This window comes from Klebsiella sp. 141161 (assembly GCF_050600815.1).
Classification (GTDB): domain Bacteria; phylum Pseudomonadota; class Gammaproteobacteria; order Enterobacterales; family Enterobacteriaceae; genus Klebsiella; species Klebsiella aerogenes.
In genome coordinates, this window is the sequence record NZ_JAQIRN010000010.1 from 23,076 (window position 1) to 48,007 (window position 24,932).

Annotated in this window: 29 protein-coding genes and 3 tRNA genes; 14 read left to right on the forward strand and 18 right to left on the reverse strand. The window is 53.9% G+C overall.

All coding sequences use genetic code 11. The annotated features are described in order from the left end of the window. Positions 1-109: 109 nt before the first annotated feature. Together PGR79_RS21405 and PGR79_RS21410 are read left to right on the forward strand one after the other, a co-directional pair. Positions 110-745, forward strand: a complete 636-nt coding sequence (locus PGR79_RS21405) for a carbonic anhydrase (RefSeq protein WP_015366898.1) — start codon at positions 110-112, stop codon at positions 743-745. A gap of 110 nt (positions 746-855) precedes the next feature. Further along, complete coding sequence (locus PGR79_RS21410; protein WP_430922511.1) at positions 856-1,530, forward strand: carboxymuconolactone decarboxylase family protein; 675 nt, start codon at positions 856-858, stop codon at positions 1,528-1,530. Between the two features lie 95 nt (positions 1,531-1,625). On the opposite strand, the gene PGR79_RS21415 is transcribed toward PGR79_RS21410, so the two are convergent. The 3 genes from PGR79_RS21415 to PGR79_RS21425 all read right to left on the reverse strand — a co-directional run bounded on the left by PGR79_RS21415 (position 1,626) and on the right by PGR79_RS21425 (position 3,008). Continuing rightward, positions 1,626-1,835: a YdgH/BhsA/McbA-like domain containing protein gene (locus PGR79_RS21415; protein WP_015366896.1), complete on the reverse strand. Its 210-nt coding sequence runs from the start codon at positions 1,833-1,835 to the stop codon at positions 1,626-1,628. A 114-nt stretch (positions 1,836-1,949) separates the two neighbouring features. Then, on the reverse strand, positions 1,950-2,300 hold the full coding sequence (locus tag PGR79_RS21420) for an antibiotic biosynthesis monooxygenase family protein (protein ID WP_430922482.1): 351 nt from the start codon (positions 2,298-2,300) through the stop codon (positions 1,950-1,952). A gap of 21 nt (positions 2,301-2,321) precedes the next feature. Then, positions 2,322-3,008: a B3/B4 domain-containing protein gene (locus tag PGR79_RS21425; RefSeq protein ID WP_113374664.1), complete on the reverse strand. Its 687-nt coding sequence runs from the start codon at positions 3,006-3,008 to the stop codon at positions 2,322-2,324. A gap of 43 nt (positions 3,009-3,051) precedes the next feature. On the opposite strand from PGR79_RS21425, the gene PGR79_RS21430 reads away from it, so the two are divergent. Together PGR79_RS21430 and PGR79_RS21435 are read left to right on the forward strand one after the other, a co-directional pair. Next, positions 3,052-3,654 (forward strand): cupin domain-containing protein, encoded by a 603-nt coding sequence (locus PGR79_RS21430; protein ID WP_087858464.1) that lies wholly within the window; start codon positions 3,052-3,054, stop codon positions 3,652-3,654. Between the two features lie 101 nt (positions 3,655-3,755). Further along, positions 3,756-4,073, forward strand: coding sequence for a putative quinol monooxygenase (locus tag PGR79_RS21435; RefSeq protein ID WP_113374665.1), 318 nt, complete (start codon positions 3,756-3,758; stop codon positions 4,071-4,073). A gap of 53 nt (positions 4,074-4,126) precedes the next feature. Here PGR79_RS21435 and PGR79_RS21440 read toward each other — a convergent pair. From PGR79_RS21440 to PGR79_RS21450, 3 genes are all read right to left on the reverse strand, one after another. Beyond that, positions 4,127-4,203 (reverse strand) — tRNA-Val (locus PGR79_RS21440). Positions 4,204-4,206: 3 nt separating this feature from the next. Continuing rightward, positions 4,207-4,283 (reverse strand) — tRNA-Val (locus PGR79_RS21445). Between the two features lie 3 nt (positions 4,284-4,286). Next, positions 4,287-4,363: transfer RNA gene (locus PGR79_RS21450), tRNA-Val, on the reverse strand. Positions 4,364-4,612: 249 nt separating this feature from the next. Between PGR79_RS21450 and PGR79_RS21455 the strand changes: the two genes are divergently transcribed. Then, a complete protein-coding gene (locus PGR79_RS21455) occupies positions 4,613-5,182 on the forward strand; it encodes a TIGR00730 family Rossman fold protein (protein ID WP_047058352.1) in 570 nt (189 codons plus the stop codon). Positions 5,183-5,237: 55 nt separating this feature from the next. On the opposite strand, the gene mdtK is transcribed toward PGR79_RS21455, so the two are convergent. Beyond that, a complete protein-coding gene (gene mdtK / locus PGR79_RS21460; RefSeq protein ID WP_087858465.1) occupies positions 5,238-6,611 on the reverse strand; it encodes an MdtK family multidrug efflux MATE transporter in 1,374 nt (457 codons plus the stop codon). Positions 6,612-6,841: 230 nt separating this feature from the next. On the opposite strand from mdtK, the gene PGR79_RS21465 reads away from it, so the two are divergent. Beyond that, positions 6,842-7,477 (forward strand): riboflavin synthase subunit alpha, encoded by a 636-nt coding sequence (locus PGR79_RS21465; RefSeq protein WP_087858466.1) that lies wholly within the window; start codon positions 6,842-6,844, stop codon positions 7,475-7,477. A gap of 50 nt (positions 7,478-7,527) precedes the next feature. On the opposite strand, the gene cfa is transcribed toward PGR79_RS21465, so the two are convergent. After that, the gene (gene cfa, locus PGR79_RS21470) at positions 7,528-8,676 is read right to left on the reverse strand and encodes a cyclopropane fatty acyl phospholipid synthase (RefSeq protein ID WP_015705219.1); all 1,149 of its coding nucleotides are present in this window, start codon (positions 8,674-8,676) and stop codon (positions 7,528-7,530) included. Positions 8,677-8,974: 298 nt separating this feature from the next. Further along, positions 8,975-10,159 (reverse strand): purine nucleoside transporter PunC, encoded by a 1,185-nt coding sequence (punC, locus tag PGR79_RS21475; RefSeq protein WP_113374666.1) that lies wholly within the window; start codon positions 10,157-10,159, stop codon positions 8,975-8,977. Positions 10,160-10,271: 112 nt separating this feature from the next. Here punC and punR point away from each other — a divergent pair, with 112 nt between their 5' ends. Beyond that, on the forward strand, positions 10,272-11,183 hold the full coding sequence (gene punR / locus PGR79_RS21480; protein WP_087858468.1) for a DNA-binding transcriptional activator PunR: 912 nt from the start codon (positions 10,272-10,274) through the stop codon (positions 11,181-11,183). A gap of 19 nt (positions 11,184-11,202) precedes the next feature. Here the strand turns inward: punR and purR are convergent, their stop codons facing one another. Next, positions 11,203-12,228 (reverse strand): HTH-type transcriptional repressor PurR, encoded by a 1,026-nt coding sequence (purR, locus tag PGR79_RS21485; protein WP_015366884.1) that lies wholly within the window; start codon positions 12,226-12,228, stop codon positions 11,203-11,205. A 295-nt stretch (positions 12,229-12,523) separates the two neighbouring features. Here purR and PGR79_RS21490 point away from each other — a divergent pair, with 295 nt between their 5' ends. Both PGR79_RS21490 and PGR79_RS21495 read left to right on the forward strand, forming a co-directional pair. Beyond that, positions 12,524-12,613, forward strand: a complete 90-nt coding sequence (locus tag PGR79_RS21490) for a YnhF family membrane protein (RefSeq protein ID WP_032705726.1) — start codon at positions 12,524-12,526, stop codon at positions 12,611-12,613. 159 nt (positions 12,614-12,772) lie between these two features. Then, positions 12,773-13,939: an MFS transporter gene (locus tag PGR79_RS21495; protein ID WP_087858469.1), complete on the forward strand. Its 1,167-nt coding sequence runs from the start codon at positions 12,773-12,775 to the stop codon at positions 13,937-13,939. 49 nt (positions 13,940-13,988) lie between these two features. Here the strand turns inward: PGR79_RS21495 and sodB are convergent, their stop codons facing one another. Further along, positions 13,989-14,570, reverse strand: coding sequence for a superoxide dismutase [Fe] (sodB, locus tag PGR79_RS21500; RefSeq protein ID WP_045373530.1), 582 nt, complete (start codon positions 14,568-14,570; stop codon positions 13,989-13,991). Positions 14,571-15,048: 478 nt separating this feature from the next. Here sodB and PGR79_RS21505 point away from each other — a divergent pair, with 478 nt between their 5' ends. Then, positions 15,049-15,504 (forward strand): helix-turn-helix domain-containing protein, encoded by a 456-nt coding sequence (locus tag PGR79_RS21505; protein ID WP_087858470.1) that lies wholly within the window; start codon positions 15,049-15,051, stop codon positions 15,502-15,504. Here PGR79_RS21505 and PGR79_RS21510 read toward each other — a convergent pair. After that, a complete protein-coding gene (locus PGR79_RS21510; RefSeq protein WP_087858471.1) occupies positions 15,501-16,376 on the reverse strand; it encodes a C40 family peptidase in 876 nt (291 codons plus the stop codon). The genes PGR79_RS21505 and PGR79_RS21510 overlap by 4 nt on opposite strands. Positions 16,377-16,715: 339 nt before the next feature. Here PGR79_RS21510 and PGR79_RS21515 point away from each other — a divergent pair, with 339 nt between their 5' ends. After that, the gene (locus PGR79_RS21515; protein WP_045392486.1) at positions 16,716-17,063 is read left to right on the forward strand and encodes a Grx4 family monothiol glutaredoxin; all 348 of its coding nucleotides are present in this window, start codon (positions 16,716-16,718) and stop codon (positions 17,061-17,063) included. Positions 17,064-17,115: 52 nt separating this feature from the next. Here the strand turns inward: PGR79_RS21515 and rnt are convergent, their stop codons facing one another. The 4 genes from rnt to PGR79_RS21535 all read right to left on the reverse strand — a co-directional run bounded on the left by rnt (position 17,116) and on the right by PGR79_RS21535 (position 20,102). Further along, the gene (rnt, locus tag PGR79_RS21520) at positions 17,116-17,760 is read right to left on the reverse strand and encodes a ribonuclease T (RefSeq protein WP_047040933.1); all 645 of its coding nucleotides are present in this window, start codon (positions 17,758-17,760) and stop codon (positions 17,116-17,118) included. A 104-nt stretch (positions 17,761-17,864) separates the two neighbouring features. Then, positions 17,865-18,272 (reverse strand): lactoylglutathione lyase, encoded by a 408-nt coding sequence (gloA, locus tag PGR79_RS21525; protein ID WP_045373539.1) that lies wholly within the window; start codon positions 18,270-18,272, stop codon positions 17,865-17,867. A 79-nt stretch (positions 18,273-18,351) separates the two neighbouring features. After that, complete coding sequence (locus tag PGR79_RS21530; protein ID WP_015366875.1) at positions 18,352-19,449, reverse strand: alkene reductase; 1,098 nt, start codon at positions 19,447-19,449, stop codon at positions 18,352-18,354. Between the two features lie 53 nt (positions 19,450-19,502). Beyond that, entirely contained in the window at positions 19,503-20,102 is a 600-nt protein-coding gene (locus tag PGR79_RS21535; RefSeq protein WP_045392477.1) for a TetR/AcrR family transcriptional regulator, read from the reverse strand. 137 nt (positions 20,103-20,239) lie between these two features. Here PGR79_RS21535 and PGR79_RS21540 point away from each other — a divergent pair, with 137 nt between their 5' ends. The 3 genes from PGR79_RS21540 (at position 20,240) to sodC (ending at position 22,016) form a co-directional block, all read left to right on the forward strand. Then, the gene (locus PGR79_RS21540; RefSeq protein WP_087858472.1) at positions 20,240-20,479 is read left to right on the forward strand and encodes a DUF1289 domain-containing protein; all 240 of its coding nucleotides are present in this window, start codon (positions 20,240-20,242) and stop codon (positions 20,477-20,479) included. A gap of 48 nt (positions 20,480-20,527) precedes the next feature. Then, on the forward strand, positions 20,528-21,424 hold the full coding sequence (locus tag PGR79_RS21545; RefSeq protein WP_113374667.1) for an aldo/keto reductase: 897 nt from the start codon (positions 20,528-20,530) through the stop codon (positions 21,422-21,424). A gap of 70 nt (positions 21,425-21,494) precedes the next feature. Further along, positions 21,495-22,016, forward strand: coding sequence for a superoxide dismutase [Cu-Zn] SodC (gene sodC / locus PGR79_RS21550; RefSeq protein WP_113374668.1), 522 nt, complete (start codon positions 21,495-21,497; stop codon positions 22,014-22,016). Here the strand turns inward: sodC and PGR79_RS21555 are convergent. Both PGR79_RS21555 and PGR79_RS21560 read right to left on the reverse strand, forming a co-directional pair. Then, on the reverse strand, positions 22,009-24,033 hold the full coding sequence (locus PGR79_RS21555; RefSeq protein ID WP_113374669.1) for an FUSC family protein: 2,025 nt from the start codon (positions 24,031-24,033) through the stop codon (positions 22,009-22,011). The genes sodC and PGR79_RS21555 overlap by 8 nt on opposite strands. Beyond that, a complete protein-coding gene (locus PGR79_RS21560) occupies positions 24,033-24,929 on the reverse strand; it encodes an efflux RND transporter periplasmic adaptor subunit (RefSeq protein WP_087858476.1) in 897 nt (298 codons plus the stop codon). The genes PGR79_RS21555 and PGR79_RS21560 overlap by 1 nt, the downstream gene beginning before the upstream one ends. Positions 24,930-24,932 lie beyond the last annotated feature (3 nt).

The following is a 24,932-nucleotide window of genomic DNA, read 5'->3' on the forward strand; positions in this document are numbered from 1 at the left end:
TATTGCACAGCTATTATCAATTACGATTCCCATTCTGCGCTTCGGTGATACACTAGCTAAATGTGATCTTTGTCATATCGTAATTACTACAGAGAAAAGAGACACTGCTATGCAACATATCATTGAGGGCTTCCTCAACTTCCAGAAAGAGATTTTCCCGCAACGCAAAGAGCTCTTCCGCAGCCTGGCGTCGAGCCAAAACCCAAAAGCGTTGTTCATCTCTTGTTCTGATAGCCGCCTGGTCCCGGAGCTGGTTACCCAGCAGGAGCCAGGGCAGCTGTTCGTTATTCGTAATGCCGGTAATATTGTTCCCTCTTTCGGGCCGGAGCCGGGCGGCGTGTCTGCAACTATTGAATATGCCGTTGTCGCCCTCGGTGTGACGGATATCGTTATTTGCGGTCACTCTAACTGCGGCGCGATGAAAGCCATCGCCACCTGCCAGTGTCTGGAACCAATGCCTGCCGTTTCCCACTGGTTACGCTACTCCGACGCGGCGAAAGCGGTGGTAGAGAAGAAAACCTGGGCCAGCGAAACCGATAAAGTGAACGGTATGGTGCAGGAAAACGTTATTGCCCAGTTGAACAACATTAAAACGCATCCGTCGGTTGCGGTTGGCCTGCGCGACAAAACCCTGCGTCTGCACGGCTGGTTCTATGATATTGAAAGCGGCGATATTCGCGCGCTGGATAAAGACACCAAAACCTTCGTCTCACTGTCGGAAAACCCGGAAGTCTACTTCGAATAATATCCCCCAGGGCAAGGAAGCCCTGTGCATCGTTATAAATAATTCATGAACCCATCTCATAGGTCTGTTCGTTTTTGCCTGGCTAATCAATCCCCTGCCAACTTTCTATAATCTTTTTCTCCTGTCGATACTTTCCGTTTGGAGAACAAACGATGCAAAACCCATTGAACTCGCGCCAACAGGCGCTGATCCCGGTTGCCGCCCTGGCCGCTGAAGGCAATATCGAGTCGCTGGGCCCGGCGCTGGAGACCGCGCTGGATACCGGCCTGACGATAAATGAATTAAAAGAGACGCTGGTGCAGCTGTACGCCTACTGCGGCTTTCCGCGTAGCCTGAATGCGCTCTCCTGCCTGATGAGGGTGATAACCGAGCGCCAGGCGCGAGGCGTTATTGATAACGAGGGTGCGACAGCGGCCCCGTTACCGGAGAACTGGGATAGCCTGCAGGCCGGTAGCCGTAATCAGACACAACTGGTAGGGCAGACGGTCAGCGGGCCGCTATTTGATTTTGCGCCAGCCATCGACTGCTATCTGAAGGCGCATCTGTTTGGCGATATCTTCCAGCGTGACGTCCTGGATTGGCCTACGCGCGAGCTGGCGACGATCTCAATGCTGGCCGCACTAACAGGCGTGGAAAGCCAGCTGAAGAGCCATTACGCGATTAGCCTGCACAACGGGCTGACGGCGCAGCAGCTGCGTGGATTTATTGACGTGCTGGAGACAAAAGTCAGCGCCGAAATAGCGGAAAAGGCCTCGGCGGTACTGGAGCAAGTGGCAGGTAGTTGAAGCATCGGGGGAGAGGACAACGACATTGTCGTAGCTGAAAAACAGCGCGGCGCGCCAGAGATAAAGTCTGGCGCGTCACACTCGCACTCGCACTATTATTTGCTCAGTTCCGCAGTCATATAGACGCGGTTATTGAACTGGGCGCTGGTAATCTTATAAGACGCGCCTTGCTCGGCAGCCTGGGCGGCAATTTTCGCTTCCGCACGGTCGAGGGTTGAAGCGGTTGCCGTCACGCTCTGGGCAAAAGCACCGAATGACATCAGGGACAGCACGGTAACTGCAGCAAAAGTTTTGATGGATTTCATGGTCATATTCCTTAAAGATTTTGTTTGGTGAGGAGCGCTGTTGCTCCGATGTGATAAGAATAGAACCAATGATGATTGTTTAAAATCGAAACAATTTGCCTATCTTGTTCAAAATCACTGATGTTGTGCTTGATAGCGTAGTGGATACTCCGCAAGTGGATGGGGCAGGTTCATATTGTGGCTGCCCTCAATCTCGGCAACGATGGTTTGATAACCGGCGATCCAGCGTTGCCCCTGAGCTTTGGCCTGCTGGTGTTGCAGATGGTTCATCATCATTTCCATAGACTGTCGGTCGCGCCAGTAGTAGTTGTTGATGATTCGGCCGCTGGCAGCATCATGATAGCTCTCCATACCGATAAATCCCTCCAGCGACTGGGTATAGCGCTCGATCTCGCCGTCCAGTTGATAAAAGTCATCGTCGTACTCTCTCTTCTCAAAGATAAAACTGGTTAAAAATAGTGACATTACCTGCTCCTGTGTCTGACTTTATAGGCTGATTAGCGTGGACTGGTGGCTCAAACCGGGCATCATCTGCTCCAGCCCCCCGGTAAGCATGCGGCCGGCCTCATGCAGCGCTTCGAGCGGCATCTCTGGCAGGCTTTCCAGAATAAACCACATCTGCGGGTCGCGAGCGCTCAGGCGGGTACGAACTCCCTGTCGCCAGTTCCAGCGGCGGCAGGTCACGCCGCGATCGTCACGCCAAATGACCTCTCCCGGTTCCGGTGATTCAACGGCGGCTAAGCCTTCCTTCATCGTATCAAAGGGCTCAGAGCCGTCGGCGATGACCAGACGCGGCGCGCCGCAATAGGCGGCGATGTTCTCGCCGCCGACTGGAACGGCATACCGCAGGCTGACGGCATTGTAGAGGTCAACGACCGGGTCAATTGCCGGCATGTCGCCATCGCGAAGTACGCGTTTACGCAACGCCTCTGCGGAACAGGGCGTGCGTTTCGGTTTAGCGCCAAACGCTTTGAATACGGTAGACCATGCCGCGAGATGGTCCTCCGCCCATGCGGGATCTCCGGCTAATACCGCCTGACAGGCTGTCGCCAGTGCGGCTTCACCGATAGAAGCATCACGTAGCGGCGCAGCGTTGACGGTAATACTCAGCGCCCGAAACCCTGGGGCGATCGCGGCTAACTGTGGGCTAATTGACGGTAATGGGTGAGACATTGCATAATCCTGTAATGACTGATTTAGAGCATAATATCGACCGATGAACGATAAAGTCAATATAACGACCGATAACAGCAACGATCTAAGCCGCATTAATGAGGCAGTATCGCGGCGTATTAAGCAGTTTCGACGCGAAAAGAAGATCTCTCTCGACGAGCTTTCCCGTCGCGCCGGCGTCAGTAAAGGGATGCTGGTGGATATCGAAGGGTGTAGGGCGAATCCCAGTATCGCGCTGTTGTGCAAAATCGCTGCGGCGATGGGGGTATCGGTGGCGGAGTTTGTCAACGTTGCCAGTGAGCCGATGGTTCATCTTATCGACCGTGATGCGATTCCGGTATTATGGCGCGGCGAGCAGGGCGGCAGTGCCAGGCTGCTGGCCGGCACCAGCGGACCAGATATGCTTGAACTCTGGCAGTGGCGGATGTTGCCTGGCGAATCGTTCCGTTCACCGGGGCATCCGGCCGACACCTACGAACTGCTATACGTGACCGAGGGAGAACTCACCTTGACGGTGAATAATGACCCATATCAGGTGGCTGAAGGGTGTTCTGCGGTAGCACGTACCGATGTGCCACATGAATATTGTAATTTCAGTCAGTTGCCCGTCGTCTTTACCATGACGGTGTATGAGAAAGGGCGCTGACGCGGACTCTGGCGTAATTCTGGCTTCACCACTACGCTGAATAATTCACGCCCTGGATAGATATAGCCTCCAGGGGAATACGGTGAGCCAGAGGAAACCTTATGAGTGAAGTCAAAATTGTTGCCACGCTAACTCCCCATCCTGAATATATCGATACCATCAGAGAGGCGGCATTAGCCATGGTGCCGCCGACGCACAGAGAAGCAGGGTGCCTGCAATATGACCTGCACGAAAGCCGGGAGATCCTTGATGTCAGACAGCTTTCCCGGCAAGGAAAGATCTCATTTGTGTTTATTGAGCGTTGGCGTTCGGAAGACGATCTGAAACAGCACGTTGCGATGCCCTATCATGACGATTTTCTGGCGATTCTGGAGGGGAAACTGGAGAGTATTCAGGTACAGCGACTGATGGCGTTATAGATAAAAGCAAGAGGAAATAGGAGAAGTGCGCACCAAATCAATAATGATTGAAATGGTGCGTCCGAGTGGACTCGAACCACCGACCCCCACCATGTCAAGGTGGTGCTCTAACCAACTGAGCTACGGACGCAAATGGTGCGTTTAATTGGACTCGAACCAACGACCCCCACCATGTCAAGGTGGTGCTCTAACCAACTGAGCTATAAACGCAAATGGTGCGTTCAATTGGACTCGAACCAACGACCCCCACCATGTCAAGGTGGTGCTCTAACCAACTGAGCTATGAACGCAATGTTGTGGTGACAACGGGGACGCATATTAACGGCAGGGAGGCCGTGTGGCAAGAGGCAAACGTCACTTTTCTTGCAGAATAGACGCGTTTGCAGAACTTTTATCCATGTCGCCCATATTTTACTGATGATAAAGGATATTTCTTCAACAATCTCCTGCTCCGTTGCGTTTTTCTGCCCGGATTGGCAGGGGAGACGCTCACCGACTTTATGCTAGAGTGTGCGGCAAATAAACGACGGAGCGCAGTAATGAAAGCAATTGGCATTTTTTGTGGTTCTTCTACCGGGGAAAACCCGATTTATCAGGTTTACGCGCAACAGGTTGGCAAGGCGCTGGCGCAAGCCGGGGTGGAGCTCGTATATGGCGGCGGTAAAGTAGGACTCATGGGCGCCGTGGCAGACGCCGCATTAGAACACGGCGGGCGGGTCATTGGCGTAATGCCGCGCGGGCTGGTGGAGCGTGAAATTGCGCATAGCGGATTAAGCGAGCTGCATGTCGTTGAGAATATGCATGAGCGCAAAAACAAAATGTCGCTGCTGGCGGACGGCTTCATTGCCATGCCGGGCGGAGCCGGAACGTTGGAAGAGATTTTTGAACAGTGGACCTGGGCGCAGCTTGGTATTCATGAAAAACCCTGCGCATTTCTGAACGTGAACGGCTATTACAATCCACTGCAGGCAATGGCGGAAAAAATGGCCGCCGAAGGGTTTATGCACCGCCGCTATGCTGAGATGCTGACTTTTAGCGATGATGTACAGGAGATTTTAACCGCATTCCATCGCTATACGCCGCCGCAGCGCAAATGGCTTGAGAAGTAGCGCTATTAAAGGGCAAACCGTTTTATCGGCTTGCCCTTTTTTTTAGCGTTTCTGGTTAGCGCGCGGCGCGCTGCAGGATCACGCTTGACGGCTGACGCTGCAGGAAGCGCATGCGCAGCATCATCATGATGGCAGCGGAGGTCAGGCCGATGATAAATCCGCACCAGAATCCCGCAGGCCCCATCCGCGGCACCACAATATCGGTCAGCGCCAGCAGATAACCGCTTGGCAGGCCTAGCACCCAGTAAGCGGTAAAGGTAATAAAGAAGATCGACCGGGTATCTTTATAACCGCGCAGAATACCGCTGCCGATCACCTGGATGGAGTCGGAAATCTGATAAATCGCCGCCAGCAGCATCAGCTGTGAGGCCAGTAACACGACCTCCGGGTTATCGTTGTAAAGCAGGGCAATCTGCTTACGCATCAGGATCGTGAAAATCGCGGTGATCATCGCCATGCAGACGCCCACGCCGACGCCGGTACGCGCTGAAGTCTGGGCATCCAGCGTCGAGCCCTGGCCGAGGCGAAAGCCAACGCGGATGGTCACCGCCGCCGCCAGTGAGAGTGGCAGAACGAACATCAGCGAACTGAAGTTAAGGGCGATTTGATGCCCTGCGACATCGATAATCCCCAATGGCGAAACCAGCAGCGCCACAACCGCGAACAGCGTGACTTCAAAAAACAGCGCCAGCGCGATCGGCAGGCCTAACTGTACCAGCCGTTTTAATACCGAAAAATCAGGTTTACTGAAACGCTCAGCGCAGCGGATATCGCGCATTGAGCGCGCGCGGCGCACCCAGGCCAGCATGCTGGCAAACATGACCCAGTAGACCGAGGCGGTCGCGACGCCGCAGCCGATGCCGCCAAGTTCCGGCATACCGAAATGACCATAGATAAAAATGTAGTTCACTGGAATGTTGACCAGCAGGCCGATAAACCCCATCACCATTCCGGGCTTGGTTTTTGCCAGCCCTTCGCACTGGTTACGCGCGACCTGGAAGAACAGATAGCCCGGCGCACCCCATAGCAGAGCACGCAGATACCCCACCGCTTTGTCGGCAAGCTGTGGGTCGATGTTGTGCATCGAGCTGATGATATAGCCTGCGTTCCACAGCACCACCATTACCAGTACGGAGACAAAGCCCGCCAGCCAAAAACCCTGGCGTACCTGCTGGGCGATGCGATCGCGGCGACCGGAACCATTAAGTTGGGCGATAACCGGCGTTAACGCCAGCAGCAGACCGTGGCCAAACAGGATGGCAGGTAGCCAGATCGAGGTGCCGATAGCCACGGCGGCCATATCGGTTGCGCTATAGCCGCCGGCCATCACCGTATCGACAAAACCCATCGCCGTCTGGGCGACCTGCGCCAGAATGACCGGGATAGCCAATGCTAATAACTGACGCGCTTCTATAAAGTACTTCTGCACGTGAACACCTTTATATTGTTGTTATTTTGAGACTAAAAAAGCCGCCTTAAATGGCAGCAAGAAGAAAATACAGGAGGAATTTCCAGTCTATTGTAGCGAGGATTAGCCATTAAGCCAGTGAAAAAATGGTGGGGGCACGATGCGCGCTGGCAACCTGTTTGGTCAACTGTTATTGTTCCGCGTATATATAACGGTAATGATACCGTCACGATTCTCAACAGGAGCAAAGTATGTTTACTGGTATTGTACAGGGGACTGCGAAAGTGGTGTCCATCGATGAGAAACCGAATTTCCGCACCCACGTGGTGGAGCTGCCGGCGCATATGCTCGACGGCCTGGAGACCGGTGCTTCGGTGGCGCACAATGGCTGTTGCCTGACCGTTACTGAAATTGACGGCCCGCGAATCAGCTTTGATTTGATGAAAGAGACGCTGCGTATCACTAATCTTGGCGCTATCCATGAAGGTGATATGGTCAACGTTGAGCGAGCGGCGAAATTCAGTGATGAAATTGGCGGTCATTTGATGTCGGGCCATATTATGACCACCGCCGAGGTCGTTAAAATCCTCACCTCGGAAAACAATCGCCAGATTTGGTTTAAGGTGCAGGACCCGGCGTTGATGAAATATATCCTGTATAAAGGGTTCATTGGCGTCGACGGTATTAGCCTGACGGTTGGCGAAGTGACCCCGACTCGTTTCTGCGTGCACCTGATTCCGGAAACGCTGCAGCGCACGACGCTTGGCGTGAAAAAACTCGGCGATAAAGTGAATATCGAAATCGATCCGCAGACTCAGGCGGTCGTGGATACCGTGGAGCGCGTGCTGGCGGCAAAAGAAGCGGCGCAAAAAACCGCCGAGGAATAATTAAAAAAGCCCCCGTAGAAGCGTATTTCTGCGGGGGCTTTTTTGCGAGTCTAGCGGGCTACACGCAGGCCGTGTTCAACACCGCGCGAGAAGACGACCTGCCAGAGCTGAATATCGCGGGCGCGGAAGGCACCGGCGCAGGCATTCAGATAATAGGTAAACATGCGTTTGAAACGGTCTGAATAGTTATCGGCAATATCCGGCCAACTGGCAAGAAAACGCTCGTACCAGGCCATCAAAGTGGTGTCGTAATCGGCGCCAAAGTTATGCCAATCTTCCATCACAAAATGCTTCTCGCTGGCATCGGCAATATGGCGTACCGACGGCAGGCAACCGTTAGGGAAGATATATTTATTAATCCACGGGTCGACGTTGTGATCGGTAATTTTTGAGCCGATGGTGTGAAGCAGAAAACGACCGTTTGGTTTTAAATTGCGATCGACAACTTCAAAATAAGTGGCGTAATTTTTAGGCCCCACGTGCTCGAACATCCCGACGGAGACGATACGGTCAAAACTCTCATGGAGATCGCGATAGTCCTGCAGCAGAATATTGACATCTAATCCTGCACAGCGCTCCTGCGCCATTTTTTGTTGTTCGGCCGAAATAGTCACGCCCGTCACGCTGACGTTATAGTTTTTGGCCATGTAATAGGCCAGCCCGCCCCAACCGCAACCGATATCCAGCACTTTCATTCCCGGCTCAAGCTGCAGTTTGCGACAAATAAGATCTAATTTATCCTGCTGCGCCTGCTCCAGATTTTCGGCCTCTTTCCAGTATCCGCAGGAATATTGCATATAGGGATCGAGCATGCGGTGGAAAAGGTCGTTGCCTAAATCGTAGTGTTCTTTACCCACAATCCAGGCGCGTTTTTTACTTTGCAGATTGAACAGGCGAGCGCCAGCGATACGTAGCGTATCTTTGAAATGGTGGGGGAGTTGCTTATCCAGCCCGGCGCGCAATACCTTGTGAAAGAATATATCCAGGCGTTCGCATTCCCACCAGCCGTCCATATAGCTTTCGCCTAATCCGAGAGACCCTTCCTGTAACACACGTTTAAAAAAGAGCGGGTTTTTTACCCGGATATCGGAGGGTGCGGAACCATTGATTTCAATTCCGGCACGGCCCAATAATTCAGCTGCAATCCGGTACCAATCATCGTTTGGTACACTTACTTCTTCTATACACGATGAACTCATAGCTTCTCCATCACGCCCAAGTGATCAGAACCTTAAAACAGCGTAGACGCTTTTTTGGCTTTGTGAGAAATCTCACGAAAAAATCGTGAGGGTGCTATCCGACGTAGAACAGAGGAAGGGAGATAACCCTTGCCGAAAGGCCTTCCATGGTGAAACGGGCTGCTTCCTGCCCCCGTTAATATCTAAAAAACTTTCTATTTATGTGATGCCGGACCCAGTATAGGCCGCTAAAAACCGCCTTTCAATAAAAATATATTAGCAGGCTAATGACTGGTCCGGGATTTCCTTTAAAAAATCATCAAGCGTGAGAGGATTCGTTCACTAACTGCACGCGTCGTTGCTGCATCCAGAAACCGATGCCTGCCAGGACGATGGAAATCAACATCACGCTGGTGGTGGTCAGAAGCGGAGTGGCGATAAGGCTTGATACCAGCAGGCTTGCCAGGAAGCACAGGCCAAGCTGCAGCGTATTCTGCAGGGCGGCGGCGCGGCCGGTCGCTTGTGGAAAAGGTTTCAGCGCCTGGGCGACGACGATAGGGTAAATGCCGCCATTCACAATCGCCATGATGCAAAACGGAATCATTAGCGCAACCAGCGACGGATGAGCCTGCATTCCGGCAAGCCAGGTCGCCGCCACGCTCAGCGCAAAAACAACCAGCAGCCAGGGCAGCATCTGATGACCCTGCCATTTTTGCAGCGCCGCGCGGCAGCCGTAACCGCCGATCAGGAAGGCGATAGTTTGCGGCACGTAGCTGAGACCAATCACCGTTGGGCCATAACCCATTTCATGAAGGATAAACGGCGAGCCGGTGAGCCAGGCGAAGAAGCTGGCGGAACACGCCGCATAAATGAGCACGTTACCGCTATATTCACGTGAACGCAGCAGGGCCATAAAGGTGAGTTTTTGCGGCGTTTCGCCAGCAGGTTTGACCACCGCCTTCAGACGAAAAGCCGGCAGCATCAACAGTAAGGTGATAGCGAACAGGGTGGCGAAAATAGCCTGCCATTCCAGATGAACTAACAGCCAGCTGCCGAGTAACGGCGCCAGCGCCGGAGAGAGCCCGACCAGCGGCATGATCGTCGCGAAAATGCGGTTGGTGCGCTGGGCTGGATAGTAGTCGGTCACCATCGCCTGCCAGGTCACCGCGGCGGCGCATACGCCAATAGCCTGGATAAAACGCAGTACCAGCATCAGCGTCGCGTCGCGTACCCACAGCATCCCAAGACAGCCAAGAGCGAAGATAGCCAGCCCGGCGAGCAGAATCGGTTTTCGGCCATAGCGGTCCGACAACGGCCCCCAGAACAGCTGGCCGATCGCGAAACCCGCGAGGAATAAGCTCAGGCTGGCGCTAACCGATGCAGCAGAGGTGTTGAGGTCTTGCTGAATGGCGGCAAAGGCCGGTAGATACATGTCGGTGGCCAGAAAACCAAGCACGCTCAGGCCGCCGAGCCACACTAAAAATCCTTTCCCAGGTTGTTGCATAACGTTCTCTTTCTACTGATGCAGGTACGATGCCGCAGAGTGTAGGGAGTGTAATTCGCCTTGTGAAACGCTATTATTTGTCACATGCATTCAAAAATTTTGCAGGCAGAATATGTGGTCTGAATATTCCTTAGAAGTGGTTGATGCTGTAGCGCGTAACGGAAGTTTCAGCGCCGCGGCGCAGGAGCTACACCGCGTTCCTTCGGCGGTGAGCTATACGGTGCGACAACTGGAGGAGTGGCTGGCGGTTCCGCTTTTTGAACGTCGCCATCGTGATGTTGAATTGACCCCTGCCGGGCACTGGTTTTTGCAGGAAGGGCGTTCTGTTATCAAAAAAATGCAGATCACCCGCCAGCAGTGCCAGCAGATTGCTAACGGCTGGCGTGGCCAGTTGTCCATTGCGGTGGACGATATCGTTAAACCCGCGCGTATGCGCCAGATGATCGTTGATTTTTATCGCCATTTTAGCGATGTCGAACTGATCGTTTTTCAGGAAGTTTTCAACGGCGTCTGGGATGCGTTAGCCGATGGGCGGGTAGAATTAGCTATCGGCGCGACGCGTTCGATTCCGGTGGGCGGGCGTTACGCTTTCCGCGATATGGGGATGCTGAACTGGCACTGTGTCGTTGCCAGTAGCCATCCGCTGGCGCAGATGGATGGGCCGCTCAGCGATGATGTGTTGCGCAACTGGCCGTCCCTGGTGCGCGAAGATACCTCGCGCTCGTTGCCGAAGCGCACAACCTGGCTGCTGGATAACCAGAAGCGGGTGGTGGTGCCGGACTGGGAATCTTCAGCCACCTGTCTTTCTGCGGGATTATGCGTCGGGATGGTGCCCGGCCATTTCGCCCGCCCGCATATCGATAGCGGGGAGTGGACGGCCTTGACGTTGGAAAACCCATTCCCGGATGCTGCCTGCTGCCTGACCTGGCAACAGAGCGATGCTTCACCCGCTTTAAGCTGGCTGCTTGACTATCTTGGCGACAGCGAAACGTTGAATCGGGAGTGGCTGCGGGCGCCGGAATAACCGGCGCCGGAGGAGGGCGTTAGCGGCGATAATCGACGAACGGGCCGTCGGCTACCGAGCGGCGCTCGATAAGACGTGGATGCACCTCGATGGACTGCGACTCTTCACGTTTATTAACGATACGATCGAGCAGCATATTGAATGCCGCTTCCCCGAGCGAGTCCTTCGGCTGGTGAATGGTGGTCAGCGCCGGGCTGAAGTAGCGGGCGTTACGCACGTTATCATACCCGATCAGCGAAATGTCCTGCGGCACGCGCAGGCCCATTTCGTCGGCGGCGCAGATAGCGCCCATCGCCATGATGTCGCCGCCGCAGAACACGGCGGTTGGGCGATGCTGCTGATTAAGGATCTGCTGCATGGCGCGGTAGCCGGATTCCGGTTCAAAGTCGCCCTGCACAATCCAGTTTTCCGGCACATTGATATGCGCTTCTTTCATTGCCTGCATGAAGCCTGCCAGGCGTCCGGCGCCGGTGTTGCGTTCAAGCGGGCCCGGAATAACGCCAATTTCGCGATGGCCGCGTTCAATCAGGTAACGGCCGGCGATATAGCCGCCTTCAAAGGCATTATCGATAACCGAGTCGGTAAAGTCCGCCTTGGCTTCGCCCCAGTCCATCACCACCATCGGAATATGACGATACTCTTCCAGCATGCTGAGTACGGACTCCGGGTACTCGGAACACATCACCAGCAGGCCGTCGACGCGCTTTTGCGCCATCATAGACAAGTAGGCGCGCTGTTTTTCCGGATCGTTCCAGGCGTTGCCCAGAATTAGGGTATAGCCTTTCTGGAAGCAGCTCTTTTCTACGGATTCGATAATTTCAGCGAAATAGGCCGCTTCGCTGCTGGTGGCCAGCAAACCGATCGATTTAGTGTGATTGACTTTCAGGCTGCGAGCCACGGCGCTTGGCGAATAGTGGAGTTCTTTAATTGCCGCCCACACCGCATTGCGCGTCTCTTCCGCCACGAAACGGGTTTTGTTAATCACATGTGATACAGTTGTAGTGGAAACGTTTGCGCGTTTCGCTACATCTTTAATAGTTGCCATTACTTCTCACTCCAGACCTTGACCTGATCGTCTGATTATCGATACGTAAACGTTTGCCTATACACACCCTGTATACAATGCTCAACATTGCAACACCTGGGAAAACGACACAGAACGACAGGAAGGGGTCAATGGCCGATACGCTTTCAAATTAGCGTGGGATTTTGTCCTATCTCGAAGCAAAGGGGAAGAGCAAAAATGTGCATCACTCTAAATCCGGGAAGATTTTTGCATATTTTTGTGCAAAAATGAGCAAGCTCACTTTCTATGTGGGGATAATCAGGGGAGAAAATTGATGGACACAAATTTAAAGTTTTCGCTGACAACGACGGTTATTGTTTTGGGTCTGATCGTCGCCGCCGCGTTGACCGCGGTACTGCACTGATTCCAGCAGGGAGGGGGCTTCCCCTCCCATCCCGCCATTATTAGCAAATCTGCAAAAATCTTTTGTCATTTCGTTTACTTCTGTTTTTCTGTGATTGATGTCATGCTTTTGGCTTCTGATGTAATGCCGAGTCCTGAATCGGCCTGATGGAGTCTCTGAATGAAAATCAACTTTCCCTTACTCGCGTTGGCGATCGGTGCCTTTGGTATCGGTACCACCGAGTTTTCCCCGATGGGACTACTGCCGGTTATCGCCAAAGGCGTAGATGTTTCTATTCCGGCCGCGGGGATGCTGATTAGCGCCTATGCCATTGGCGTGATGGTCGGCGCGCCGTTAATGACGTTACTGCTGTCGCATCGCGCTCGCCGCAATGCATTGATCTTCCTGATGGGGATCTTCACCCTCGGCAACGTTCTCTCTTCAATTGCGCCGGATTACACGACGCTACTGCTGTCGCGTATTATCACCAGCCTCAATCATGGCGCGTTCTTCGGCCTCGGCTCGGTCGTTGCCGCAAGCGTGGTGCCAAAACACAAACAGGCCAGTGCGGTCGCGACCATGTTTATGGGGCTGACCATTGCCAATATCGGCGGCGTACCGGCGGCTACCTGGCTTGGCGAAACCATCGGCTGGCGAATGTCTTTCCTCGCCACGGCGGGTCTGGGATTAATTGCGATGGTCAGCCTGTGGTTCTCCCTGCCGAAGGGTAGCGCCGGCGAGCGTCCGAACGTGAAGCGCGAGCTGTCGGTGTTGATGCGTCCTCAGGTACTCTCCGCGCTGTTGACCACCGTGCTGGGCGCCGGGGCGATGTTCACGCTGTATACCTACATTTCTCCGGTACTGCATACCATTACCAATGCTTCACCGCTGTTTGTTACCGCCATGCTGGTATTAATCGGCGTCGGTTTCTCACTTGGCAACTATCTGGGCGGTAAATTTGCCGACCGTTCAGTCTCCGGAACGTTGAAAGGGTTCCTGTTGTTACTGATTGCCATCATGTTGGCCATTCCGCTGCTGGCGCAATCGCAGTTGGGTGCTGCCGTCAGCATGGTCGTGTGGGGCGCGGCAACCTTCGCGGTGGTTCCGCCGCTGCAGATGCGCGTAATGCGCGTGGCGCACGAAGCGCCGGGTCTGTCATCGTCGGTGAATATTGGCGCTTTTAACCTCGGTAACGCGTTGGGTGCGGCGGCAGGCGGCGCGGTGATTTCCGGCGGTCTCGGTTATGCTTTTGTGCCGGTAATGGGGGCGATTATTGCCGGGCTGGCGTTGGCGGTAGTGCTGTTTGGCGGGCGTTCTCAACCAGAAGAAGCGTTAGCGAATCACTAAGTTGTACTAAGAAAAAACCGCAGCGGGGCAAGCCTGCTGCGGTTTTGTTTTATGCTGCCAGGTTGGCGGCAACAAATTTCCAGTTTACCAACGCCCAGAAGTGTTCCAGATAATTAGGACGGGCATTGCGGTAGTCGATGTAGTAGGCGTGTTCCCAGACATCAACGGTCAGCAGCGGCGTCGCATCGGTAGTCAGCGGAGTGCCGGCGTTGCTGGTGGAGACGATAGCCAGGCTGCCGTCTGCGTTTTTAACAAGCCAGGTCCAGCCTGCGCCGAAGTTTTTCGCCGCGGCATCGGTGAATTTCGCTTTAAAATCAGCGAAGCTACCGAAAGATTTGCTAATCGCTGCGGCCAGTTCGCCTTCCGGCTCACCGCCGGCGTTCGGCGCCAGGCAGTTCCAGTAGAAAGTGTGGTTCCAGACCTGCGCTGCGTTATTGAAGACGCCACCTTCAGAAGAGCGAACGATCTCTTCCAGAGATTTGCCTTCAAAAGCGGTGCCTTTGATCAGGTTGTTGAGGTTGGTCACATAGGCCTGGTGATGCTTACCGTAATGGTATTCCAGGGTTTCTGCGGAAATGTGCGGCGCCAGGGCGTCTTTTGCATATGGTAATGCAGGTAATTCGAACGACATTGCTACTCTCCTTATAACTTTTTGTTTTTTCTCACATTAATTAGGTGAAAGTTCACCTGAATACAGTATTTACTGTGTAACGCTGTCGCGAGTGTTACATGTTATTGTGTTGAGAATGTTAACATTTGCTGAAGTCAGTTAAAAGACTTACAACAACAAAGGTTATTCATTGCTAACGCGACTGATTAAGCCTTCGCCAGTCTGGCGCATGACGAGCGATATGATTCGTAAAGTCCCCATCGACGCTCCTGCATACGACTAAAACGCTGCATATCCTCACCGCTTGTTATCTTTTTAAAATGCGATAAATCATTAGCTTGTTAGCATTATGCGTAATAGGAATGACTTTCATGCCCAATAATCATTGGGATCTATTTTAATTGTATGACAAATATAATTGTCTCTGCAGGCAACGGACCTCGGAGTAAGAAATCGTTATTGAACAAGCATAAAGCTCATAATTGATGGATGAAAAGAGATGGCGCACAAACATGAAATGGTCAGCGGACATATTATCCCGATCGTCATAGATATTATCGAATGGATCGAAGACAACATTTTTACCGCGCTCCCCGTTACCGCGATCTCGAGGAAATCGGGTTATTCGCACTGGTACTTTCAGCGCCAGTTTGCGCTGATTACCGGTTATACGCTGGGAACGTATGTTAGCCGACGCAAAATGACTATTGCCGCCGGTATTCTCAAACAGACGAAGGATTCGGCGTTGAGTATCTCATTGCTGCTCGGTTTTGAAGGCCAGGCGACATTCTGCCGTACTTTCCGTCGTCATTTTGGTATGTCGCCGACCAGTTATCGCCGCCACCCCGCGCAACTGGAGGAGCGAATGCAGTATCCGCTGAATCTGGAAGAGGGGGGGGATGTACAGAAGAGCGGTTTGCCGGCGCAGCGGCAAACCGAGGCCAGCGTCTCTTAACGAATGGTTTTTGGCGTCATTACGCGGCGCGCGCCGACGTAGTGGCGAACCCAATAATCTTCGCTTAAGGAGGTTATCTGAATATCACGACCGGTACGCGGCGACTGGATAAACTTACCGTTTCCAACGTAAACGCCTACATGGTCGGCGGTGCCGCGTCCACGGGTACGGAAGAAGACCAGGTCGCCGCTTTGCAGTTCATCGCGGTCAACCGGGCGGGCATCGCGCAGGTGGTACATTTCGTTAGCGGTGCGCGGAATATGAATTTTTACCAGATCTTTATAGGCGTAATAAACCAGCCCGCTGCAGTCGAAACCGGTACGCGGTGAGGAGCCTCCCCAGCGATAAGGCTTGCCCAGCTGATCCATGAGTTTATTCATTGCGGTACTTTGCGCTTTTTGCACGCGGGCTTTGTGTGCGTCGGCAATCGTCAGATTCGGCTCGTCGACAACGGGCTTACAGCGTTTTTTGTAGCCTTTACGCACTACGCATTTGCTTTTCACGTTGTTCAACGCCAGCGTCGATGCTTCGCCGGATTTTACCGTTTTCGCACACTGTTTTTTATAACCTTTGCGCAACACGCATTTTTTGGTGGCGCCGGCGGCTTGACGATTAAGCGCGGTTTGGCTTGCTGCGGTAGTGCGGGTAGGGAGCTTAGAGCTGGAGGTTTTTTTACGGGTAGTTTTAGCGGTGGATTTGGATTTATTCTGTGCCGCTTTCTTCTTACGCTCGGCGGTGGAGCCTTTTGCCGGATGCGCCTTCGGCGTAGCCGAAGCGTGCGTATGCCCTGAAGCATGCGCCAATGGCGTAAGCGAGATAGATGTAAACAGTAATGCACAGAGCGATATCGCGATTTTATTGAGCCGCGCCACTGAGCAATCCCCTGATTAAATTACAGACATATACTAATGCCTGACGGTGAATGACAAACCGGAATGATTCTAAAGCATAAAAAGCCAGAAAGTTAATACTCTTTTGTATCTAAAATGTCGTTTGGTTAACGATTGCAAAAAAATAAGTCAGAGAATCGCCGCTGCGTACAAAAAATGCGCAATCCGCCCCGCGCTGACGTCACAAAGTGATATTTTTAAGGCAACTTCAGACGACAGAAGATAAAATGTGGCGAGTGAAAAAAATGTTATTATCGGTCCTGCGTCCAGGACGCTACAATGACAAATTACTGCCGTAAAGATGTTTAAGGAAGCACGACAATGAGCACCACTTTAGAAACAATCCAACGTCAAATCGCTGAAAACCCGATCCTGCTGTATATGAAAGGTTCTCCGAAGCTGCCGAGCTGCGGTTTCTCCGCTCAGGCTGTACAGGCGCTTTCCGCTTGCGGCGAACGTTTTGCCTACGTAGACATCCTGCAGAATCCGGATATCCGCGCTGAATTACCGAAATACGCTAACTGGCCGACCTTCCCGCAGCTGTGGGTTGACGGCGAACTGGTTGGCGGTTGCGACATCATCATCGAAATGTATCAGCGCGGCGAACTGCAGCAGCTGATCAAAGAAACGGCAGCCAAGCACAGCGCTGACGAGCCGAAAGCAGAGTAATTCTTTGCAGCAAAGAAAAAGCGACTTCCCCGGAAGTCGCTTTTTTTATCGCTTATGCTTCAAGCGCAGGTAACGGCCAACCGCCAAGGCGCTTCCAGCGGTTGACGATTTCGCAGAATAGCTGGGCGGTTTGCTCGGTATCGTACAACGCAGAATGAGCCTTGCTGCCATCAAACTCCATTCCCGCGGCAATGCAGGCTTTAGACAATACCGTTTGCCCTAAGGCCAACCCGCTCAGCGCGGCGGTATCGAAGGTCACGAAAGGATGGAACGGGTTGCGTTTCAACCCGGCGCGCTCGGCGGCGGCCATCGTAAAGCTATGATCGAAAGTCGCATTATGCGCCACCATAATCGCGCGGCTACAATCGCTCTCTTTCATCCCTTTGCGGACCATTTTAAAAATGGCGTGCAGCGCATCGTATTCGCTTATCGCGCCGCGCTCAGGATCGTTTGGGTTAATTCCATTGAAAGCCAGCGCTTCCGGCTGCAGGTTGGCCCCTTCGAAGGGAGCCACGTGAAAATGCAGCGTTTCGTCCGGCATCAGCCAGCCCTGCTCATCCATCTTCAACGTAATAGCGGCGATCTCCAGCAGGGCGTCGGTTTTGGCATTAAACCCGGCGGTCTCAACATCAATCACCACTGGGTAAAAACCGCGAAAACGGCCGCACAGACCATTAAGTTGAGCGTTCTCGGACATCAGATTCTCTTAGCTGGAAAAAAGTAGCGCGCATTATGGCAAATTTTGCCGCGGCTTGCAGCAGGTAGGGATAAAACATCGGGCGCGAACGCGCCCGAATTAGCTTAGTTGCCGAGACCTTTTCCGGCATCTTTCTCTTCGATCAGCTCAATTTTGTAGCCGTCCGGATCTTCAACAAAGGCGATAACCGTGCTGCCGCCTTTCACCGGGCCGGCCTCGCGAGTGACATTGCCGCCGTTCTGGCGAATACGTTCGCAGGCTTCCGCCGCGTTGTCGACGCTCAGCGCAATATGGCCATAGGCGGTACCGAGCTCGTAGCTATCCACGCCCCAGTTATAGGTCAGTTCGATAACCGCGGTATCGCTCTCTTCGCCGTAGCCGACGAAAGCCAGCGAGTATTTATATTCAGGGTTTTCGCTGGTACGCAGCAGCTTCATGCCCAGCACGTTGGTATAAAACTCGATAGAACGTTGCAGGTCGCCAACGCGCAGCATGGTGTGAAGTAAGCGCATAATTTCCCCTATGCAGTTTGTTTTGATACATCAGAGTCTTGAGTATAGCGGCGTTGGTACGCCGCTATCAATGGAGGGATTACAGGGTTGGATAATCGGTATAACCTTCCGCGCCGCCGCCGTAGAAGCTTTCCGGGCGCTGCGGGTTTAGCGCCGCTTTCTTCTGCAGACGGGCCACCAGATCCGGGTTGGCGATGTAATCGCGGCCAAAGGCCACGGCATCGATCAGCCCTTTATTAATAAGGTCGTTGGCTTTCTCCACCGTATAGGCGCCAGCGCCGATAATCGCGCCAGGGAAACGATCGCGGACTTTCTGACGGAATTCGTCGCTATACGGCTGGCCGCCGGCCCAGTCTGGTTCGGACATGTGCAGATAAGCGATACCGCGTTTTGCCAGTTGCTCAATAAGATAGAGCGCATCGGCTTCTTCGTTCGGGCCGTTATCGACGTTCTGGAAACTACCGATTGGCGACACGCGGATACCGATACGGTCGGCGCTCCACTCTTTGCTGACGGCATCGACCACTTCGAGCACCAGGCGGGCGCGGTTCTCAACGCTGCCGCCGTACTGGTCGGTACGCTGGTTAGAAGAAGGCGACAGGAACTGGTGCAGCAGATAACCGTGCGCGGAGTGCAGCTCTACCAGATCGAATCCGACATCACGGGCATTGCCTACCGCCTGACGGAAATCATCAACGATGCCTGGGATTTCGTCCGTTTCCAGCGCGCGCGGCATTGACGTATCAACGCGAATTGCATGGCCGTTTTCATCACGCAGCGAAGTACGCGTGCCTGCGCTCAGTGCCGATGGCGCGACCGGCGCTGCGCCGCCCGGTTGCAGGCTGTTATGGGAAATCCGCCCGGTGTGCCACAGTTGCACGGCGATATGACCGTTTTCAGCATGAACGCCAGCGGTGATTTTTTGCCATGCGGCCATTTGCTCTGCGCTATGCAGGCCCGGCGCGCCGGCATAACCTTTCGCCTGGGCGGAAATTTGCGTCGCTTCGGTGATAATCAGGCCGGAGCTGGCGCGCTGACGATAGTACTCAGCCATCAGCGGAGTAGGGATGTCGCCAGGTTCGATGCTGCGCAGACGGGTCAGCGGAGCCATAAATACGCGGTTAGGTACGGTCACAGCACCGACTTTTAACGGGCTGAACAATTTAGATTCTGACATAATGACTCCTGAGTAGACCGGTCGTCTTGTAACTGGTTAAATAAAAACGCCTGTTAAACCGCAGGCGCTGCAATGATCTGTTTGGCGTGAGCAAGGGCGCTTTCCAGCGGCGTTGCGCTACGCGTAATTTTGGCCTGTAGATTGGCCCCCAACCACAACGAGTACAGCACCTGTGAAAGGGTGATAGCTTCCCCCTCAAACAGCAGGCTACCCTCCAGACGGCCTTTTTCCAGTGCTTCGCCCAATAGGGCGATAATCTGACTGGCGCCTTTATCCATGGCGGTACGCATATCTTCCGACAGGTCGCACACTTCCGCCGACAGCTTCACGGTTAAGCAGCCGCTGATAATGCCCTGTTGGCAAAACTGATTCAGCGTGTGCTGATAGTAGGCCAGCAGCCGGTCGCGGTAGTTGCCTTCGCCATGGTCGAAGTGGTCAACCAGGCGCTGCAGATAGCCGGTGTAGTGATGTTCAAGCAACGCGACGCCGAAGGCTTCTTTTGAGCGAAAGTAATGATAGAAAGAGCCTTTCGGCACTTCCGCCGTTTTCAGAAGTTCACTTAAGCCCATTCCGGTAAAACCACGATGCATGCATAGTTGTTCGCCGGTGACGAGGATGTGTTCTCGGGTATCGCATTCGCTGTGTCTGTTCATGCGGCACACTGTAGTAGACCGATTGGTCTAATGCAAGCAAAATGATCATTCTGCGAGGATAACAAACTAACAAAAGTTGCGCGCGAGCGGCAGAGCGTCTTCAATGAGAAGCAGAGAGAACAAACAGGAGATCGGTTGTGGCAGAGCAGCTTGAGTTTTTCCCGGTACAAAGTCCGTGTCGGGGAATATGTCAGTCCGATGAACGCGGGTATTGCCGTGGCTGTTTTCGTAGCCGTGATGAGCGCTTCAACTGGCAAAAACTGAGCGATGCGCAAAAACAAGAGGTTCTGCGCCTGTGCCGTCAGCGATTACTGCGTAAAATTCGAGCGGCTAAGCCGGAGCCGGCGGAAGAACCGCAGCAACCCTCACTGTTTTGAAGATAAATATGCGTATACTCAGAGCACTTTTTTGTCGAGGAAGCGTTTATGGTTCAGCGTATTGCTATGGCTCCGCAGGGGCCGGAATTTTCACGTTTTGTTATGGGTTACTGGCGGCTAATGGACTGGAATATGTCCGCCGAGGCGCTGGTCGGCTTTATTGAGCAGCACCTGGATCTGGGAATTACTACCGTCGACCACGCCGATATCTACGGCGATTATCAATGCGAATCTGCCTTTGGCGAAGCGCTTAAACGAGCTCCGCATCTACGTAGCCGAATGGAAATCGTCAGCAAATGCGGCATTGCTACCAAAGCGCGTGCGGAAAATACCATTGGCCACTATATTACTGACCGTGACCATATCATTCTCAGCGCCGAGCAATCCCTGCGCAACCTGGCGACCGATCATCTCGATTTACTGCTGATTCACCGCCCGGATCCATTGATGGATGCCGACGAGGTCGCTGAGGCTTTCCTCGCGCTACATCATAGTGGGAAAGTGCGCCACTTTGGCGTGTCTAACTTTACGCCGGCGCAGTTTACGCTTTTACAATCGCGCCTGCCTTTCACCCTGGCGACTAACCAGGTCGAGCTCTCGCCGGTATATCAGCCGCTGCTGCTTGACGGCACCCTCGATCAACTGCAGCAGCTACGCATTCGCCCGATGGCCTGGTCCTGCCTCGGCGGCGGACGCCTGTTCAACGACGAGAGCTTCCAGCCGCTGCGCGACGAACTGGCGCAAATTGCCCAGGAGCTTAACGCCGAAAGCATCGAACAGGTAGTTTACGCGTGGGTGTTGCGCCTGCCGTCGAAACCGTTGCCGATTATCGGCTCGGGGAAAATCGAGCGCGTGCGCTCGGCGATTGTCGCGGAAAAACTGCATATGACGCGCCAGCAGTGGTTCCGCATTCGCAAAGCGGCGCTGGGATACGACGTCCCATAAGCCAGATTACGCCTCCGGATGCCGCTGCCTGGTTTACACTTATCAGGGAAACAGCCAATCCGGAGGTGTTATGCAACGATGTTTACTCGCTATTTTCACTCTCGCATTTTGCGCTGGCGCTCAGGCCGCCAGTGAAGATGTCACCCTCAATCTTGTCACCAGCCAAAGCGTTGGCCAGGCCGTCGGCAGCGTTAAAATTACTGAAACCGACAGGGGACTCGAATTTGCTCCTGATTTACGCGCGTTACCGCCGGGTAAACACGGTTTTCATATTCATGCTGAAGGGAGCTGCCAGCCGGCGATAAAAGACGGTAAAGCGGTCGCCGCCGGCGCGGCGGGCGGGCATTTCGACCCGCAACATACCGGCAAACATGAAGGGCCATTAGGGGCGGGGCATCTCGGCGATCTCCCTCTGCTGGTGGTGAACGACGATGGCGTGGCTAATCAACCAGTTATTGCCCCGCGCCTGAAAACGCTCGCGGAAGTGAAGGGCAAAGCGCTGATGGTGCATGTCGGCGGCGATAATATGGCCGATAGCCCGCAGCCGCTGGGCGGCGGCGGCGAGCGTTTTGCCTGCGGGGTGATTAAGTAGCCCGTTCGGTAATGGTGCCGGCAATCGGCGCTTGTTCTAATTGCGATAGCGAGCAGTATAACCGCCAGATAATCGCCGCCAGCTCTTTAGCCGCCGGCTGATGATGGTGATTAAGGGTGTCGCAAATCCGCTGCAGTTCCAGCAACGTCGAGGCAAGTGGGCGTTGCTGGACGCCGCGTTCGCTCATGACGTCGCGTAGCAGGCTAATACACAAGTCGCGCACTTGTGAAAGCGGATCGGAGCGTGTCTCCCAATCACGTAGTTGCCACACGACATGCGAGCAGTTGAGCAGCACCACGCCCCAGCGCAGCAGCCAACGTCGCGCCAGCGCGTCCTGGCTGCTGCTTAACTGGCTAATGTGGTGATACACCAGTGACTCAAATTCGTGCTCGCTATGCTGCGGGCGGCGGCTCAGCTGATCGACGAAGTGACGCCGTAACGCACGAATATGGCGGCGGCTTTTCCGCGCATCCGAACCGGGACTGATAATCGCAAAGGCAAGCCATGCAAGACCGACGCCGATGATTTTGCTGAGATTATCATTAAGAAACGAGGCGAAGTCATAGACCGGAGGGTTGGTGACCGAAATAAACGATCCCATAAAGACGATTAACTGCCCCCATAGCCCTGCGAACTTCGGCATTTGAAGTTTTAATAATTGCATGGTGGTGAGCAGCGGGAACAGAAACAGTAAAAACTGCCACAGGTCGGTTATCTGCACCATTAAGCCAAACTTCACCACAAAGCTGAACAGCGACAACAGCACCAGGGTACGCATCAATAAGGTGAGCGATTTAAAAGGCGAAGGCGACACCGAGTACAGTACGCAGCTAATGGCGGCAAGGGTGAGCGCGGCGGCGCAGGCCTGCCATTGGGTGCTGATGCCCCAGGCACCCACGGCCACCAATGCGCAGAAGGTACGCAAGCCGTTCCATAACGCCTCCGCCTGATCGGTATGACGCGACAACGCAGGCGCCGAAGGGACGTTAAACTCGGTGATAGCGCTGGCATTCTCGATGCGGCGGATCCAGCGGCTGCTTTCGAGATAGATACGACAGAAATAGCGCAGCCGTTTCCAGAACGCCAGATGGCGATAGTCGGCGTTGGGGCCAGGAGCAAGCGGCACCAGTATCCGCGCCACGCTATAAGCAGTCGCGTGCGGGTTGGCGAGCTCGCTGAGTAGCGTTTCGAGCACCGCCCGCGTATTGCCTGGCGCATCCGGCCAGTTCAATAACATTCGCCGCAGGCTGGAGATGACGCTGGTCATTCGCAACTGCTGGTGTAGCAGATAATTCAGCAATGGATTTTGCCGTCTGAAACGGTAGTGGCTCCAGAAGGCCTGGATACGCAGCAGATTCATGGTCAGGATCTGGCCGATGACGCTTTCATGAGCGCTACGAATCGCATCGGTGGTTTCCGGCACCCACAGCAGGCTGGCATGCTCTAATAATCGGGAGTGCATATTCTTCAGTGCCGTCAGCAGCGTGACGCCATCCGAGGTACTGGGCAGGATCATCATCATGAACCCGCCGGACAATATCCCCACAATCACTTCACAGACACGCGACTGAGCGATAGTCCACAGTTCATTCGCGTCGGTAACATTTATAACCGGGAAGGCGATGATTGCGCAGGTATAGCCCGCCAGTTGAAAAGCGTAGGCGACGTTATTGGTAAACATCGCGCAGGCCCAGGTACAGAGCGCAATCCAGGCTGAGATACTGAATAAGAATAGCCACGGGTCGTTAAGGGTATGGCCCGCAAGTAGCAGGGCGGCGCAGGCGCCGAGCAGGCTGCCGGCGATACGGCCAAAACTCTTACTGATAACGCCGCCGACGGTCGGGAAGCTCACGACTGCGGCTGAGGTCATTGCCCAGTAGGGTTCATCAAGGTCCAACGCATAGGCGATGCTGAGCGCCAGACACATGGCAATGCCGTTGCGCAATGCGTAGCGCCATTGCGGGCGACTGGCCTTAAACCACGGCAGTGATTGCCAGCGCAAAGCCTGCAGCTTCATTATTGTCCGCCAATTGACACGGTACAGGTGGTACCTGAAACCAACGTGACATCCGCAGGGAGTTTATCGAACTCGATACGTACCGGTACGCGTTGCGCAAGGCGTACCCATGGAATGTTGGGTTTAATATTAGCGACCAGCGCCGAACCGCCTTCAACGCTCTGGTCAACGATGGCGCGGCCGATACTGGAGACGTGACCCTGTAACGTTTGTTTGCTGCTATAGAGAACGACCTGAGCGCTATCACCTTCGCGGATGTGACGCAGTTTGGTCTCTTCAAAATAACCCAGAACATAAAAAGAATGACTATCAACCAACGCAAATACCGGATGGCCGACGGAGGCGTAATCCCCGACTCGCGTTGACAAATTAGTGATCCAGCCATCAACCGGGGCTTTGACCACGGTTTGCGCCAGCTGCCACTGCGCATGCTCCAGCGCGGCTTGCGCTACGCCAACCACCGCTTTTGCCGCTTCATAAGTCGTATTGGCGGTATTCAGAGTGGTATTAACGGTTTCCATATCTTCAGCAGATATGAAGTTTTGCGAAAGACTGCGGCGACGAGCGACATCGCTGGCGGCTTTAGTCTGCTCGGCTTTGGCTTTAGCCAGTTCGGCTTTGGCTTTTGCCAGCTGCGCTTGTGCGTTTAATACCGAGATGCGATACGGCGTATCGTCAATACGGAACAAAACGTCGCCGGCTTTGACCAATTGGTTATCTTTAACATTCAACTGCAAAATACTGCCGGAAATCTGCGGGGTGATACCGACCTGTTCGGCGCGAATTTTGCCATCGCGCGTCCACGGAGACTGGGTGTAGTAGTTCCATACCAGCCAGGCGGCGATAATCGCAATAGCGGCAATAATTAAGGTTGAGAGATATTTTAGTTTCTTCATGAA